This window comes from Stenotrophomonas sp. Steno-Z10-BAI (assembly GCF_056393115.1).
In genome coordinates this window covers 221356-235098 of record NZ_JBWJOZ010000004.1, presented here as the reverse complement: position 1 = coordinate 235098, position 13743 = coordinate 221356, and the positions used below count along the sequence as shown (strand labels likewise).

Here is a 13743-nt window from a genome sequence, read left to right as displayed (position 1 = left end):
GCCGCCTACCCCGGATGCGGCCTATTGTCGCAGGCAGCTCCTGGCCGGAGCGCATACGATGTGCGCACATGACCGGTCCCGACGCCCCCTTCCTCCGCACCCTGTGCAGCCTGCGCTGGCTGGCCGTGGCCGGCCAGGCCGCCACGATCCTGGTCGCTACCTGGGTACTGGGCCTGGAACTGCCGCAGCTGCCACTGTGGGCCGGGGTTGCTGCGCTGACCCTGTTCAATCTGTATGCGCAACTGCGCGTACACGATGCCGACACGGCACCGCTGACCGCGTTCTGCCACATCCTGGTGGATGTCACCGTGTTGACCTGGATGGTGGGCTGGAGCGGCGGCATCGCCAATCCCTTCGGCTCGCTGTTCCTGATCCTGATCGCGCTGGCTGCGCTCGCCCTGCCCCTGCGCTGGACCCTCGCCGTGGCCGCCGCCTGCCTGATCGGCTATGCGGCGAGCGGCGTGTTGGGGCTGCCGCTGCCGAGCGGCTATTTCACTGGTGCGCAGATGCAGCAGTGGGGCGTGGTCTGCAACTTCCTGCTGTCGGCCACGGTGGTGCTGGTGTTCGCGACCCGGCTGGCGATCGCCCTGCGCCAGCGCGAACACGAGCTGGCCATGCTGCGCGAACGCTTCGTGCGCAACGAGGGCATCGTCGCGCTGGCCACCCACGCCGCCTCGGTCGCGCATGAGCTCAATACCCCGCTGGCGACCATGACCCTGCTCGCCGACGATATCGCCGACCAGACCGAAAGCAGCGAGGTCCGCGATGACGTGGAAACCCTGCGCGAGTTGCTGGTGCAGTGTCGCGAACGCGTGCTGGCGCTGGCCCGCCCGGCCGCCGGCGATGCGCCCGGCCGCGATGCGGTGACGTTGCCGCAGGTGCTGGAACAGTGGCGGCTGGTGCGCCCGACCATCGCGCTGAAGCGCAACGAGGATGCCCCGCTCACCCTGCCGCTGGACCCGGGTATCGGGCACCTGCTGATGGTGCTGCTCAACAATGCCGCCGACGCGGGTGAGAAGGCCGACCGACCGCAGGTGGATCTGTCGCTGCGCATCGAGGGCGATGACCTGATCGGCGAAGTACGCGACTATGGCCATGGCTTCGATGCCCGCCAGGCCGTGCTGCCCGGCACCTTGTTCAACAGCGGCAAGACCGACGGCATGGGCGTCGGCCTGGCCCTGTCCCACGCCACCATCGAACGCCTGGATGGCGAGCTGTGGATGCGCCCGGCCAACGGTGCCGGCACGCGCGTCGGCTTCCGCCTGCCCTTGTCCCCACGGGAGACTTCCGCATGACCGCTTTCACCCCCGCGCCCGGCCAGGCCAGCCATGGCCTGCTGGTCGACGACGACGAACTCTATCTGCGCACGCTGCAGCGCAGCCTGGCCCGTAAAGGGCTGGACACCGTCACCGCCAGCGACACCGCCTCGGCCCTGCTGCTGGCGCGGCAACAACCGCCCGCCTATGCGCTGATCGACCTCAAGCTCGGCACCGAATCCGGCCTGGCGCTGATCCAGCCGCTGCGCGCCCTGCGCGAAGACATGCGGATCCTGCTGGTCACCGGCTATGCCAGCATCGCCACCGCGGTGGAAGCGATCAAGCTCGGCGCGGACGACTACCTGCCCAAGCCGGCCACGGTGCCGATGATCCTGCGCGCACTCGGCGAGGAAGACGATGGTCCGGCCGACGATGGCGACATGGAACCGCCGGATGCGATGACCCCGATCAGCCGGCTGCAGTGGGAGCACATCCAGCAGGCGATGCATGAGACCGGCGGCAACGTGTCTGCCGCGGCGCGCCTGCTGGGCATGCACCGGCGCTCGCTGCAACGCAAGTTGGCCAAGCGGCCGAGCCCGGAGCGCGACCCAAGCCGGTAATGCCGACCGTGGGTCGCCCGCGCAAGAATCGGTAGCGCCGACCAGCGGCCGGCTCTACGTGGCGGTCAGGCGGTCAAGCGCCCCAGCAGCTCCAGCGTCACCGGGTCGGTGATCGCATGCGCCTGGCCCTGCAGCGCGGGCAGCAACTGGCTGGCCAGCTGCTTGCCCAGCTCCACGCCGAACTGGTCGAACGCGTTGATGTTCCAGATCAGCGACTGCACGTACACGGCGTGTTCGTACATGGCGATCAGGGCACCCAGCGACTGCGGGGTCAACGCATCGAGCAGGATCAGGGTGCTCGGACGGCCACCGGGGTACTCGCGGTGCGGATCCTCGCTGCCCTGGCCATTGGCCAGCGCCTCGGTCTGCGCCAGCAGGTTGGCCATCAGCGCCTGGTGGTTGACCACGTAGGGATCATCGTTGTGCACGCAGCCGATGAAATCGGCCGGGATCACGCTGGTGCCCTGGTGCAGCGCCTGGAAGAAGCTGTGCTGCACATCGGTGCCGGCCCCGCCCCACCACACCGGTACGGTGTCGCTGGCGACCGGGCTGCCATCGAGCTGCACCCGCTTGCCCAGGCTCTCCATCACCAGCTGCTGCAGGTAGGCCGGCAGCAGCGCCAGGCGCTGGTCGTAGGTCATCACCGCATGCGTGGCATGGCCGAGCAGGTTGCGGTTCCAGATATCGGTCAGCGCATGCAGCACCGGCAGGTTCTGCGCCAGCGGAGCGGTCAGTGCGTGTTCGTCCATCTGCGCCGCGCCCTCGAGCAACTGCTCGAAACGCGCAAAGCCGATGGCCAGTGCGATCGGGAAACCGACCGCCGACCACAGCGAATAGCGCCCGCCCACCCAATCCCACATCGGCAGCACGCGGCCGGCGGCGATCGAGAAGGCCTTGGCGGCACGCTCCGGATTGGCGCTGACCGCATACAGCCGCTCGCTGCCGCCCAGCCAGTCATGCAGGATCTGCCCGTTGAGCAGGGTTTCCTGGGTGCCGAAGGTCTTGGAAATCAGGATGCCGGCCGTGGTGGCCGGATCCAGCGTGGCGAGCGTGCGCTGCATCGCGGCGCCGTCCACGTTCGACACGAAATGCACGCGGAAACGTGCGCCGGTGACCGGGCGCAGCGCATCGGCCACCAGCCGTGGCCCAAGGTCCGAGCCGCCGATGCCGACGCTGACGATATCAGTGATGTTGGTCGCTTCCAGTGCGGCGATCAGCTCGCCCATCTGCTGGCGCACTTGGGCCGCCGTGGCGAAGGCCTCACCGGCCACCGGCGCGCCGCTGGCATCACCACGCAGCGCGGTATGCAGCGCGGCGCGGCCTTCGGTGACATTGACCGTTTCACCGCGGAACAGGCGCTGGAAGCCGCCGGCGACATCGCGCTCGGCAGCCAGCTGCAGCAGTGCGTCCAACGCCGCGCGGTCGTACTTCTGCCGCGCGAAATTGACGTACAACGGACCGACCCGCAACCCCAGCGATTGTGCGCGGCCCGGTTCGGCGGCGATCAACGAAGGGATGCTCGCGCCTCGCAGGCGCTGGGCATGGGAATGAAGCGGGTCGAATCCGTTGTGCTGTGTCATGCGGCCTGTGTCGGGATCGTGTCGTTGGTGTGGGAGATCTGGTTCTTGCCGTCCACATATACCAACTTCGGCTTGAAGCTGTCAGCTTCTTCTTCGCTCATGCTGGCGAAGGCGGCGATGATGATGATGTCGCCCACCTGCACGTGGCGCGCGGCGCCACCGTTGAGCGACACCACGCCGCTGCCGGCTTCGGCGCGGATGGCATAGGTGGAGAAACGCGCACCGTTGGTCACATCCCAGATGTGCACCTGCTCGAACTCACGGATGCCGGTCGCAGCCAGCAGGTTGTCATCGATGGCGATGGAACCTTCGTAGTTCAGCTCGGAGTGAGTGACGGTGGCGCGGTGGATCTTGGTCTTCAGCAGGGACAGATGCATGGCAACGGGGAAACGGTAAAGGAAAGGGAAATTCTAGCACCCGGGGGCCCGGCGGCAGGGGGTAGCCCGACCCCGACCCTCAGGCGCTGCCGGCCGTTCAGGCAGGCGGCCGGAAGGCTCTGGCCTGCGCAAACGCACAGGGCCACCCGAAGGTGGCCCTGTGGCGGCACCGCGTTGGCCGGCTCAGAACTCCAGGTTGTCGATCAACCGGGTATTGCCGATCCGCGCGGCGATCAGGGCCACGCGGGTGCCGTCATTGGCATCGGCCGGCTCGGACAGGTCCGGCAGGCGGACCACGGCGTAGTCGACCTGGAACCCGGCCGCCTGCAGCGCTGCCGCGGCTTCGGCCTCGATCAGGCTGCGGCTCTTGCCGGCGATGAAGCCTTCGCGCATGCCCAGCAGCACGTGGTGGATGGTGGTCGAGACCGGGCGTTGCTCGGCGTTGAGGTACTGGTTGCGCGAGCTCATCGCCAGGCCGTCGTCTTCGCGCACGATGTCGCCCCCGACGATCTGGATCGGGAAGGCCAGGTCTTCCACCATCTGGCGGATCACCGCCAGCTGCTGGTAGTCCTTCTTGCCGAAGCCTGCCACATCCGGCTGCACCTGGTTGAACAGGCGCGAGACCACGGTGCAGACGCCATCGAAATGGCCCGGGCGATGCGCGCCTTCGAGCAGCCCACTGATGCCGGGCACATTGACGCTGGCCGCCAGTTCCACACCGAACGGGTACATCGACTCAACCGTGGGCAGCCACAGCACATCGCACCCGGCCTGCTCCAGGCCGGTGGTGTCGGCTTCGGGCGTGCGCGGGTAGCGGGTGAAGTCCTCGTTCGGGCCGAACTGGGTCGGATTGACGAAGACGCTGGAGACCACGCGATCGGCGTACTGCCGGGCCAGCGTGACCAGTGAATAATGCCCTGCGTGCAGGTTGCCCATGGTCGGGACCAGCGCGACGCGCAGGCCCTCGCGCTTCCAGCCGTTGACGACGGCGCGCAGGCGGGACAGTTCGGTGACGGTTTCGATCATGAGGCGTAGGCGTGTTCTGCGTCGGGGAAGGAGCCGTCGCGCACGGCGTCGGCGTAGGCACGGACCGCACCGGCAACCGACCCGCCTTCGGCAAGGAAATCCTTGACGAACTTGGGACGGCGATGGCCGCTGTCCAGACCGAGGAAATCATGCAGCACCAGCACCTGGCCATCGCACTGCGGGCCGGCACCGATGCCGATGGTGGGCACGCTGATGTCCGCGGTGACCTGGGCAGCCACCGGCGTGGGCACGCATTCGAGCACGACCAGGCTGGCGCCGGCGGCTACCGCGGCCTTGGCGTCATCGCGCAGCTGCTGGGCGGCATCGCCACGGCCCTGCACGCGATAGCCGCCCAGCCGCAGCACCGACTGCGGGGTCAGGCCCAGGTGCGAACAGACCGGAATCTCGCGCTCGACCAGGTAACGGATGATATCCAGCTTGAAGCCGGCACCTTCGATCTTGACCATCTCCGCACCGGCCTGCAGCAGGCGCAGCGAGGCATCCAGCGCGCGCTCGGGGGTGGCGTCGGCGCCGAACGGCAGATCCGCCACCAGCAGCGCGCGTTGCAGTACGCGGGCCACGGCGCGGGTGTGATAGACCATGTCGTCGGTGGTCACCGGCAGGGTCGAGTCATGCCCCTGCACCACCATGCCCAGCGAGTCGCCGATCAGGATCAGGTCCACGCCGTTGGCGTCGAAGCTGCGGGCGAACCCGGCATCGTAGGCGGTCAACATCACCAGCTTCTGTCCGTTGCGCTTGGCCTCGGCCAACGCGGGCACGGTCCAGGGCTTGCTGTCTGCGTGGGTACTCATGAGCTGATAACCGGTGGCGATAAGCCCCGCATTATCCTCCTATTGAAGCGATCCCGCAGGCCTGGACCCGCATCACAGCATCCCGCACGCGGCCGTGCCCGGCAATGATGGCGTCCGGCGCGATCTCGGCCAGCGGCAGCAGCGCGAACGCGCGCTCATGCAGATAGGGGTGCGGTACCTGCAGCTGCGGCAGATCGATGATCTGTTCGCCGTACAGCAGCACGTCCAGATCCAGTGCACGCGGCCCCCAGTGCACGGCAGGATCACGGACGCGGCCGAAGCGGCGCTCGATCTCCAGCAGGGCAGCCAGCAGATCCGGTGCGGGCAACGTGGTCTCCAGCACGGCGGCGGCATTGACGAACGCCGGCTGGTCTTGGTTGCCCCAGGCCGGCGTGCTGTACAGCTGCGAGCGCGCGCGCAGTGTGGTCTGCGGCAGGGCCGCCAGCGCCGGGAACGCATCGCGCAGGGTCTGCGCGGCGTCCCCGAGATTGGCGCCCAATCCGATACAGGCCAGGGTCACGGCTTACTCGCCTGCCACTCCACCGGGCCGACGGCGGCGGCGACGACGCTTGCGCGGCGCACCGTCTTCGCCCTCGCCGTCGGCCTGGGCGGCATCCAGTGCCGAATCCAGCTCGGTGCCGGACTGCAGCTGGGCTTCGCGCCAGAACGCCACATCGGCTTCGTGCTCGCTGGAGGCGACCTGGCGCAGGACCAGGAAGTCGTAGGCGGCGCGGAAGCGCGGATGGGTCAGGGTTCGGATCACGCGCTTGCGCTGACGCGAGCCGAAGCGGCCCTGCAGCAGCCAGATTTCCTGCATCGGCAGCGAGAAGCGGCGCGGCAGGGCAATCGTGGTCAGCTGGTGCAGGGTCACGCGGTCCGCCGCACGGCGCTGCGCTTCTTCCAGCGCGACGCCCTGCTTCTGCAGGCTGGCCAGGGCGCGGCAGAACGCCGGCCACAGCAGCAGCGCGAACAGGAACGACGGCGACACCGGCTCATCATTGGCCACACGCAGATCGGTGTTGTGCAGACCTTCGATGACCATCCGGCGCAGCGCGCCACTGCGGTTGCTGCGCAGCGCAGCGGCGCTTTCCGGGAACATGACGTCAAGCAGACCGTACCGCTCCAGGCCTTCGAAGCTGGCCACGCCGTGCCCGGACAGGAACAGCTTGAGTACTTCCTCGAACAGGCGTGCCGGGGCGGCCTCGGCCAACAGGTTGGCCAGGCGCGGCAGCGGTTCGGCGGTGGCCTCTTCGATCTGGAAGCCCAGCTTGGCGGCCAGGCGCACCGCGCGCAGCATGCGCACCGGGTCTTCCTGGTAGCGCTGCTCGGGATCGCCGATCAGCTTCATCAGGCGGGCCTGCACGTCTTCAAAGCCGCCGGTGTAATCGCGGACCGAGAAATCCTCGATCGCGTAGTACAGGGCGTTGCAGGTGAAGTCGCGGCGGATCGCGTCGTCTTCGATGCTGCCGTACACGTTGTCGCGCACGAGCATGCCGTTTTCCATCTCACGGTCGCCGCTGCCATCGTCGATGTTGGCGCGGAAGGTGGCGACCTCGATGATCTCGCGGCCGAACACCACGTGCGCCAGGCGGAAGCGGCGGCCGATCAGCCGGCAGTTGCGGAACAACTGCTTGACCTGCTCGGGCGTCGCGTCGGTGGCGACGTCGAAATCCTTGGGGTGGCCGTTCACCAGCAGATCGCGGACGGCGCCGCCGACCAGGTAACCGGCAAACCCGGAATCACGCAGCCGGTACAGAACGCGCAGGGCGTTGGGGCTGATGTCCTTGCGGGAGATGTTGTGCTGATCGCGCGGGATCACGCGCAGGCTGAACGGTGATGTAGCAGAGGAATTGATGTTGGCGCTTCCGGTTGAGTTTTCGGGATTGCCCAATGGCATCTAGGTCCATATACTAGCGCGCTGCGCAGTTCGCGACAAAGTCTGCTCCCTTCGTCTAATGGTTAGGACGTGGCCCTCTCAAGGCTAAAACAGGGGTTCGAGTCCCCTAGGGAGCACCAGTCGCGGTGCAGAAAGCCAAAAACCCCGCCACGGCGGGGTTTTTTGCGTTCAGGGCCCAAGGCCTGCGGCGCCTGCCCTGCCAGGCCCGGACCGGGGAGCGCACTCCCCGACCCGGCCCCTACCCTGCGCGCAGGGCCGTCGGGAGCGGCTCAGCCCTCCATCTGCTCCAGTTCCTTGCCCTTGGTCTCCTTGACGAAGCGCAGCACGAAGAACACCGAGATCACCGCCGCCACCGTATAGATGCCGTAGGCACCGGCCAGGCCGATGCTGCCCAGCAGGATCGGGAAGGACACGGTGATGGCGAAGTTGGAGGTCCACTGCGCCGCGCCGGCCACCGCCAGCCCCGAACCGCGGATCTGGTTGGGGAACATCTCGCCCAGCATCACCCACATCACCGGGCCCCAGGACATGTTGAAGAAGATCACGTAGACGTTGGCCGCCACCAGCGCCAGCACGCCCATGTTGTCCGTGAGCTGGAGCTTCCCGGCGGTATCCAGCGAGCCACTGGCGAAGGCAATGGTGACCAGCGCCAGCGAGATCGCCATGCCGACCGAGCCGATCCACAGCAGCGGCTTGCGGCCGATGCGGTCGATCAGGACCACGGTGATCAGGCAGGCACCGATGCTCAGCGCACCCGAGAGCACGTTGATCAGCAGCGCGTCGTTCTCCGAGAAGCCCACCGCCTGCCACAGCACCGCGCCGTAATAGAAGACGACGTTGATGCCGACCAGTTGCTGGAACACCGCCAGGCCGATGCCGATCCAGACGATCGGGCGCAGTTTGCCGGTGGTCTTGCTGATCAGATCCGAGAAGGTCGGGCGGTGCTGGTCCTGGGACAGCGAGCCTTCGATCTCGGTGATCTTGGCCTGCGCCTCGACCGGGCCGTACAGCCGGGTCAGCACCGCCAGGGCCTGGTCACGGCGCCCTTTGACCACCAGGAAGCGCGGGCTCTCCGGGATCACCAGCAGCAGGCACAGGAACAGCAGCGAGGGAATGGCCTGCATCCAGAACATCCAGCGCCATGCCGCCTGCCCCAGCCACAGCGCTTGGGTGGAGGCACCGGCCGCCTTGGCCAATAGATAGTTGCTGAGGAAGGCGCAGAACAGGCCGCTGATGATCGCGATCTGCTGCACCGTCGCCAGCCGGCCGCGGTAGCGGGCCGAGGCCACCTCGGCGATGTAGGCCGGCGACATCACGCTGGCCGCACCCACCGCGAAGCCACCGATCACCCGGGCGATGATGAACACCGTGGAGCTGTGTGCCGCCCCTGCCCCCAAGGCGGAGAACAGGAACATCACCGCGGCGATGATCAGTACGCCGCGGCGGCCGAGCCGGTCGCCGAGGCGGCCGGCGAAGAATGCACCAATCGCGCAGCCGAGCAGCATCGAGGCGACCTCGAAGCCGATCCCGGCCGAACTGGACTGGAAGGTGTCCTTCAGGCCATCGACGGTGCCGTTGATCACACCGCTGTCAAACCCGAACAGGAAGCCACCGATGGTGGCCACGCAGCTGATCAGGACGATGAAACCGGTGTTCTCGCCGCTACCGGCGCGGGTACTGCTGAGCGAAGCACTGGACATGGGAACCCCTGGTTGAAGGGACACTGGATGCTGCGGATCAGCACAGCAGATGGTGGTTGATCAGAACCGTCGTCTGCCGTACCCCCGCGCCTGACTGTCTACCGGTAGTCACCTCCATCTTGGACCGGGGATCGGCGGCTCTGCAATCGTGCACTGCGGCATTGTCTCGGCAGTGAGGCGCAGCGCACACGGGATGGATCGACCCGGTGGCAGAATGCAACGCCCGCTGATGTTGTGAGCCTGCCGAATGCGCGACGCCGCCGCCCCGTCTTCCGCTGTCGCCGATGTTCCACTGCTGGTCGACAGCCGCTGCACCCATGGCGAAGGCGCCCTGTGGTCGGCCCGCCGGCAATGCCTTTTCTGGGTGGATATCAGTGAGCGCCGCTTGTGGCAGTACCGCAGTGCCGACGGCAGTCACCGGAGCTGGTTGCTGCCGGACCGGCCCGGCTGCCTCGCCGAAGGGGACGACGGCCGCCTGCTGATCGCGCTGGCCGGCTCATTGCAGCGGCTGGATATCGACCGCGACGGCGATGCCCCGGCGCCCGCGCTGGAATGGCTGGCCGATGTGCAGCCCGATGTCGCGGACACGCGCAGCAATGACGGCCGTACCGATCGCGCCGGCAATCTGGTGTTCGGCACCATGAGCGAGGATCCTGCGCGTGCACCGCTCGGCCGTTACTACCAGTTTTCGATGCGCCATGGCCTGCGCGAACTGAACCTGCCGGACGTCGTCATTCCCAATGCGATCTGTTTCAGTGCGGACGGCGCCACGATGTACTTCTGCGATTCGGTACGGCCGGCGCTGTGGTGCTGCGATTACGACGCCGAGCGCGCGCACTGCGGGGCGCCGCGCCTGTTCGCTGCGCTGCCCGATCCGGACTGGGAACCCGATGGGGCCATTGTGGATGCCGATGGCGGCGTCTGGAACGCGCAGTGGCGCGCCTCCCGCGTGGTGCGTTATCGCCCTGACGGACAGGTTGACCGGGTGGTCCTGCTGCCGGTGCGCAACCCGACCTGCGTCGCGCTCGGCGGGCCCTCGCTGCGGCACCTGATGATCACCAGTTCCCGGCTGGACCACACCGACCAGCAACTGGCGGCCAGCCCGCGCGCCGGCGGCGTATTTGCGCTGGAGACCGGCATCCCCGGCCTGCCCGAGAGTCCCTTCCGCTGGGGCTGAGCCTTGCGCCAGCGGCATTTCGGGGTTTCAGGCACGATCCGATCCCGCGCCACGGACCAACCTGTTCTAGAATTGTGCGGCTCACTGTCGGATTCAGATCCAGCCATGCCTTTTGTCGTCACCGAAAACTGCATCAAGTGCAAACACACCGATTGCGTGGAAGTGTGCCCCGTGGATTGCTTCCACGAAGGCCCCAACTTCCTGGTGATCGACCCGGATGAGTGCATCGATTGCACCCTGTGCGAACCGGAGTGCCCGGTCAACGCGATCTTCCCCGAAGACGACGTGCCCGCCGGGCAGGAAGCATTCGTCGCCCTGAACGCCGAGCTGGCCAAGGCCTGGCCGGTGCTGACCGTGCGCAAGGACCCGCCCGCCGATGCCGGCGAATGGGATGGCAAGCCGGACAAGCTGACGCTTCTGGAACGCTGAGCCGTCGGGCGCTGGCGGCAACGAAAAAGGGCGCCGACGGCGCCCTTTTCGTTTCTCTGACCGGTTCCGGTTACGGAGCCAGCTTCGCCTTCAGCTCGCCCAGCAGCTTGGTCGGGGCCGCCGCGGTGGCCGGCAGGCCACGCGGGTCGACGGCCGACACATAAGCACCGGCATCGACGGCGACCACGCGGACCAGGAAGTCGCTGCCTTCGAAGGCCACGTCGTAGGAACCCAGCAGCTGGGCCTTGCTGGCGATCTTCACGCCTTCAACGGCCTCCAGCGCGGTGCCGACCTTGGCGAACACCTCTTCCTTGGTGCCCGGCACGGTAAAGCCGGCGTTGTTGGCGGCCGCCGGGTTCGCGGCCGGGGCCGGACGCGCCGCCTGCGAGGCCAGCGAGGAGCTGGTCGCAGCGGTAGCGGCGGCCTGGCCGGCCGGCACGTTCAGATCCGGCGGCACTTCCAGCGGGCGCACTTCCGGGGCCAGGGCGTAGTCGCCCTTGGCGCCGCGCTTGAAGCAACCGGTGGTGCCGACGAGGGTGGCGGTAGCCAGGATCGCGAAGGACAGCACGCGGAAGGCGGAAACGGATTGACGCATGGGAATCTCCTGGGTGACCACTGACATCAGTGGTTGGATAGTGCTTCCAGCGCACCGATATCGGTGGCCAGGTGTTCGGCAGCGGCGTGATGGGCCGCGGACAAGGGCAGCAGCGGCAGGCGCAGGCCGTCACCAATGCCGATTCGGCGCAGCAGGTCCTTCACCGGGATCGGGTTGGACTCCACGCCGCAGAATTCATGGAACGGCTCGAGACGGGCATCCCACGACTCGGTCGCCTCGCGTTCCCCGGCCGCCGCCAGGTCGCACATCCGGCGGTAGGCGCCCGGCAGGGCGTTGGAGCCCACCGAGATCAAGCCATCCACGCCGGACAGGATCGAACGCGCGGCCGTACCGTCGTCACCGCTGAGGATGGCGAAGTCCGGCGTACGCAGGGCCAGCAGGGCATTGACGCGGCCCACATCGCCCACCGCTTCCTTGATGCCGACGATGTTCGGGTGGCGGGCCAGCTCGGCGACGGTCTCGGGCAGCATGTCGCAGCCGGTGCGGCCGGGCACGTTGTACAGGATGACCGGCAGGCCGCCCTGGTCGGCCACCGCGCGGTAATGCGCGATCAGGCCGGCCTGGGTCGGGCGCACGTACGGCGGGGTCACCACCAGCGCATGGGTCGCGCCGTTGGCGGCCGCACGACGGGTCTGCTCGATCGTTTTGGCCGTCCCCGACAGGCCGGTCCCGGCCAGTACCGGGATGCGCCCGGCGACGGTTTTGACCGCACTGCGCAGCAGCTGGTCGTATTCGTCGTCGGACAGGGCAGCGGCTTCACCGGTCGAACCGGCCACCACCACCCCGTGAACACCACCCTCCAGTTGCAGGTGCAGCAGGCGCTGCCAACCGTCGGGATCCAATGCGCCGTTCGCCTGGAAGGGCGTCGCCAGCGCGGTGATGAGACCGGAAAGGGACAAGGACATCGTGCTCGGAAGAAAGGGGGCACCTTGCCTGCGTAAACGCCGGCCAGATGTACGTTGCATGTTACTTGCGGGTCGAAAGCGCGGGCAAGTATGCTGGACTCCGGCGAACGTGCCGTCGCCGGCCGTTCAGACTCACCTTGTATCACCCGGAACCATCTTGACCGACACCACGCCGCGGCCTGCGCCGACCGAAAACCACCTCCTGATCAACGCCTATACGACGCATCCGGAGTCCCCCCTGCTGCCTGTGACCCGGCGTATCGCCGACAGTGGCTGCAATCTGGTCGATGCCCGCCTGGCCACGGTCGGGCGCGACGTGTCCGTGACCGCCCTGGCCACCGGCTCGTGGGACTCGGTGGCCAAGCTGGAGGCGATGCTGACCCGGCTGGAGCGTGAGGAAGGCCTGAAGCTGGTCTGGTACCGCACCGGTGCCAAGCAGGCGCAGTCCAACCTGCTGCCCTACATCGTGGAAGTGATCGCCGCCGACAAGCCAGGGATCCTGTTCCAGCTGGCCGATTTCTTCGACCGCCAGGGCATCACCATCGAAAACCTGCAGAGCACGCGTTACCGCGCAATGCAGACCGGTGCGGAAATGTTCTCCGCGCAGGTGACGATCGGGGTGCCGGCGAACATGCACATTGCCGCGCTGCGCGATGATTTCCTCGAGTTCTGCGATCACCTCAACCTCGATGCGATCATGGACCCGATGAAGTTCTGATGCTTCGCGCGTTCGTCACGGGCGCGCGGGGTTTCATGCAGTTGTAGTAGATCTACCCCAGGATCCGGAAAGGAACCCATGAACGACGGCGACACCCTGGACAGCACCACCCTCGCACTGCCGCTGGCGTTGTCCGGCGGCGAGACCACCACCCTCGGCGATCTGGCCGGCCAGTGGCTGGTGCTGTACTTCTACCCCAAGGACAGCACCCCGGGCTGCACCACCGAGGGCATCGATTTCAACGCACTGCTCCCGCAGTTCACGAAGGCCGGCGCTCGCGTCTTCGGCGTCTCCCGCGATTCGGTCAAATCCCACGACAATTTCTGCGCCAAGCAGGGCTTCGCCTTTCCGCTGATCAGCGATGGCGATGAAGCGCTGTGCACGGCGTTCGACGTGATCAAGCTGAAGAACATGTACGGCAAGCAGGTGCGTGGCATCGAGCGCAGCACCTTCCTCATTTCGCCGGACAGTCGTATCGTGCAGGTGTGGCGCAAGGTCAAAGTGGCCGGCCACGCAGACACCGTCCTTGAAGCCCTGAAGGCCGCGAAAACCCAGTGATCAACCCGGCACCCCCAATGGCCATCACCCTGCCCCGCAGGTCGTGATGGCTTGTCCCTGTTCTGCCACCAG

General features: G+C 67.3%; 15 protein-coding genes and 1 tRNA gene. 7 read left to right on the top strand and 9 right to left on the bottom strand.

All coding sequences use genetic code 11. The features are described 5' to 3' along the window. The first annotated feature begins 68 nt into the window (after window positions 1–68). Both AC06E9_RS12345 and AC06E9_RS12340 read left to right on the top strand, forming a co-directional pair. The gene (locus AC06E9_RS12345; protein WP_478056146.1) at window positions 69–1295 is read left to right on the top strand and encodes an ATP-binding protein; all 1227 of its coding nucleotides are present in this window, start codon (window positions 69–71) and stop codon (window positions 1293–1295) included. After that, window positions 1292–1876 carry a response regulator transcription factor gene (locus tag AC06E9_RS12340; protein WP_121041845.1) on the top strand — a complete coding sequence of 195 codons (585 nt, stop codon included), beginning with the start codon at window positions 1292–1294 and terminating at the stop codon, window positions 1874–1876. The genes AC06E9_RS12345 and AC06E9_RS12340 overlap by 4 nt, the downstream gene beginning before the upstream one ends. Window positions 1877–1941: 65 nt before the next feature. Here the strand turns inward: AC06E9_RS12340 and pgi are convergent, their stop codons facing one another. The 6 genes from pgi to pcnB form a co-directional block, all read right to left on the bottom strand. Continuing rightward, window positions 1942–3456, bottom strand: a complete 1515-nt coding sequence (pgi, locus tag AC06E9_RS12335; RefSeq protein ID WP_478056145.1) for a glucose-6-phosphate isomerase — start codon at window positions 3454–3456, stop codon at window positions 1942–1944. Next, complete coding sequence (panD, locus tag AC06E9_RS12330) at window positions 3453–3833, bottom strand: aspartate 1-decarboxylase (RefSeq protein ID WP_019183273.1); 381 nt, start codon at window positions 3831–3833, stop codon at window positions 3453–3455. The genes pgi and panD overlap by 4 nt, the downstream gene beginning before the upstream one ends. A 183-nt stretch (window positions 3834–4016) precedes the next feature. After that, a complete protein-coding gene (gene panC, locus AC06E9_RS12325) occupies window positions 4017–4859 on the bottom strand; it encodes a pantoate--beta-alanine ligase (RefSeq protein WP_478056144.1) in 843 nt (280 codons plus the stop codon). Continuing rightward, window positions 4856–5671, bottom strand: a complete 816-nt coding sequence (gene panB / locus AC06E9_RS12320; RefSeq protein ID WP_121041839.1) for a 3-methyl-2-oxobutanoate hydroxymethyltransferase — start codon at window positions 5669–5671, stop codon at window positions 4856–4858. The genes panC and panB overlap by 4 nt, the downstream gene beginning before the upstream one ends. 31 nt (window positions 5672–5702) lie before the next feature. Continuing rightward, window positions 5703–6191: a 2-amino-4-hydroxy-6-hydroxymethyldihydropteridine diphosphokinase gene (gene folK / locus AC06E9_RS12315; protein ID WP_121041837.1), complete on the bottom strand. Its 489-nt coding sequence runs from the start codon at window positions 6189–6191 to the stop codon at window positions 5703–5705. Window positions 6192–6194: 3 nt separating this feature from the next. After that, complete coding sequence (gene pcnB / locus AC06E9_RS12310; RefSeq protein WP_152151658.1) at window positions 6195–7562, bottom strand: polynucleotide adenylyltransferase PcnB; 1368 nt, start codon at window positions 7560–7562, stop codon at window positions 6195–6197. Between the two features lie 50 nt (window positions 7563–7612). On the opposite strand from pcnB, the gene AC06E9_RS12305 reads away from it, so the two are divergent. Continuing rightward, window positions 7613–7687 (top strand) — tRNA-Glu (locus AC06E9_RS12305). Between the two features lie 150 nt (window positions 7688–7837). Here the strand turns inward: AC06E9_RS12305 and AC06E9_RS12300 are convergent. Continuing rightward, complete coding sequence (locus AC06E9_RS12300; RefSeq protein ID WP_478049788.1) at window positions 7838–9268, bottom strand: sugar porter family MFS transporter; 1431 nt, start codon at window positions 9266–9268, stop codon at window positions 7838–7840. A 247-nt stretch (window positions 9269–9515) separates the two neighbouring features. Between AC06E9_RS12300 and AC06E9_RS12295 the strand changes: the two genes are divergently transcribed. Both AC06E9_RS12295 and fdxA read left to right on the top strand, forming a co-directional pair. Beyond that, window positions 9516–10445, top strand: coding sequence for an SMP-30/gluconolactonase/LRE family protein (locus AC06E9_RS12295; protein ID WP_478056143.1), 930 nt, complete (start codon window positions 9516–9518; stop codon window positions 10443–10445). 105 nt (window positions 10446–10550) lie between these two features. Then, complete coding sequence (gene fdxA / locus AC06E9_RS12290; protein ID WP_121041829.1) at window positions 10551–10874, top strand: ferredoxin FdxA; 324 nt, start codon at window positions 10551–10553, stop codon at window positions 10872–10874. Between the two features lie 70 nt (window positions 10875–10944). On the opposite strand, the gene AC06E9_RS12285 is transcribed toward fdxA, so the two are convergent. Beyond that, a complete protein-coding gene (locus AC06E9_RS12285) occupies window positions 10945–11469 on the bottom strand; it encodes a hypothetical protein (RefSeq protein ID WP_152151542.1) in 525 nt (174 codons plus the stop codon). A 26-nt stretch (window positions 11470–11495) separates the two neighbouring features. Next, the gene (dapA, locus tag AC06E9_RS12280) at window positions 11496–12389 is read right to left on the bottom strand and encodes a 4-hydroxy-tetrahydrodipicolinate synthase (protein WP_282262771.1); all 894 of its coding nucleotides are present in this window, start codon (window positions 12387–12389) and stop codon (window positions 11496–11498) included. Between the two features lie 163 nt (window positions 12390–12552). On the opposite strand from dapA, the gene AC06E9_RS12275 reads away from it, so the two are divergent. Continuing rightward, the gene (locus AC06E9_RS12275; RefSeq protein ID WP_019183297.1) at window positions 12553–13113 is read left to right on the top strand and encodes a glycine cleavage system transcriptional repressor; all 561 of its coding nucleotides are present in this window, start codon (window positions 12553–12555) and stop codon (window positions 13111–13113) included. 78 nt (window positions 13114–13191) lie between these two features. Beyond that, the gene (locus tag AC06E9_RS12270) at window positions 13192–13671 is read left to right on the top strand and encodes a peroxiredoxin (protein WP_176989669.1); all 480 of its coding nucleotides are present in this window, start codon (window positions 13192–13194) and stop codon (window positions 13669–13671) included. The last annotated feature ends 72 nt before the right edge of the window (window positions 13672–13743 follow it).

What these genes read in the sequence shown, in the direction of transcription:
- AC06E9_RS12345 (WP_478056146.1), top strand. Translation starts at nt 69, where the DNA reads ATGACCGGTCCCGACGCCCCCTTCCTCCGCACCCTGTGCAGCCTGCGC.
- AC06E9_RS12340 (WP_121041845.1), top strand. Translation starts at nt 1,292, where the DNA reads ATGACCGCTTTCACCCCCGCGCCCGGCCAGGCCAGCCATGGCCTGCTG.
- pgi (WP_478056145.1), bottom strand. Translation starts at nt 3,456, where the DNA reads ATGACACAGCACAACGGATTCGACCCGCTTCATTCCCATGCCCAGCGC.
- panD (WP_019183273.1), bottom strand. Translation starts at nt 3,833, where the DNA reads ATGCATCTGTCCCTGCTGAAGACCAAGATCCACCGCGCCACCGTCACT.
- panC (WP_478056144.1), bottom strand. Translation starts at nt 4,859, where the DNA reads ATGATCGAAACCGTCACCGAACTGTCCCGCCTGCGCGCCGTCGTCAAC.
- panB (WP_121041839.1), bottom strand. Translation starts at nt 5,671, where the DNA reads ATGAGTACCCACGCAGACAGCAAGCCCTGGACCGTGCCCGCGTTGGCC.
- AC06E9_RS12300 (WP_478049788.1), bottom strand. Translation starts at nt 9,268, where the DNA reads ATGTCCAGTGCTTCGCTCAGCAGTACCCGCGCCGGTAGCGGCGAGAAC.
- AC06E9_RS12295 (WP_478056143.1), top strand. Translation starts at nt 9,516, where the DNA reads ATGCGCGACGCCGCCGCCCCGTCTTCCGCTGTCGCCGATGTTCCACTG.
- fdxA (WP_121041829.1), top strand. Translation starts at nt 10,551, where the DNA reads ATGCCTTTTGTCGTCACCGAAAACTGCATCAAGTGCAAACACACCGAT.
- AC06E9_RS12285 (WP_152151542.1), bottom strand. Translation starts at nt 11,469, where the DNA reads ATGCGTCAATCCGTTTCCGCCTTCCGCGTGCTGTCCTTCGCGATCCTG.
- AC06E9_RS12270 (WP_176989669.1), top strand. Translation starts at nt 13,192, where the DNA reads ATGAACGACGGCGACACCCTGGACAGCACCACCCTCGCACTGCCGCTG.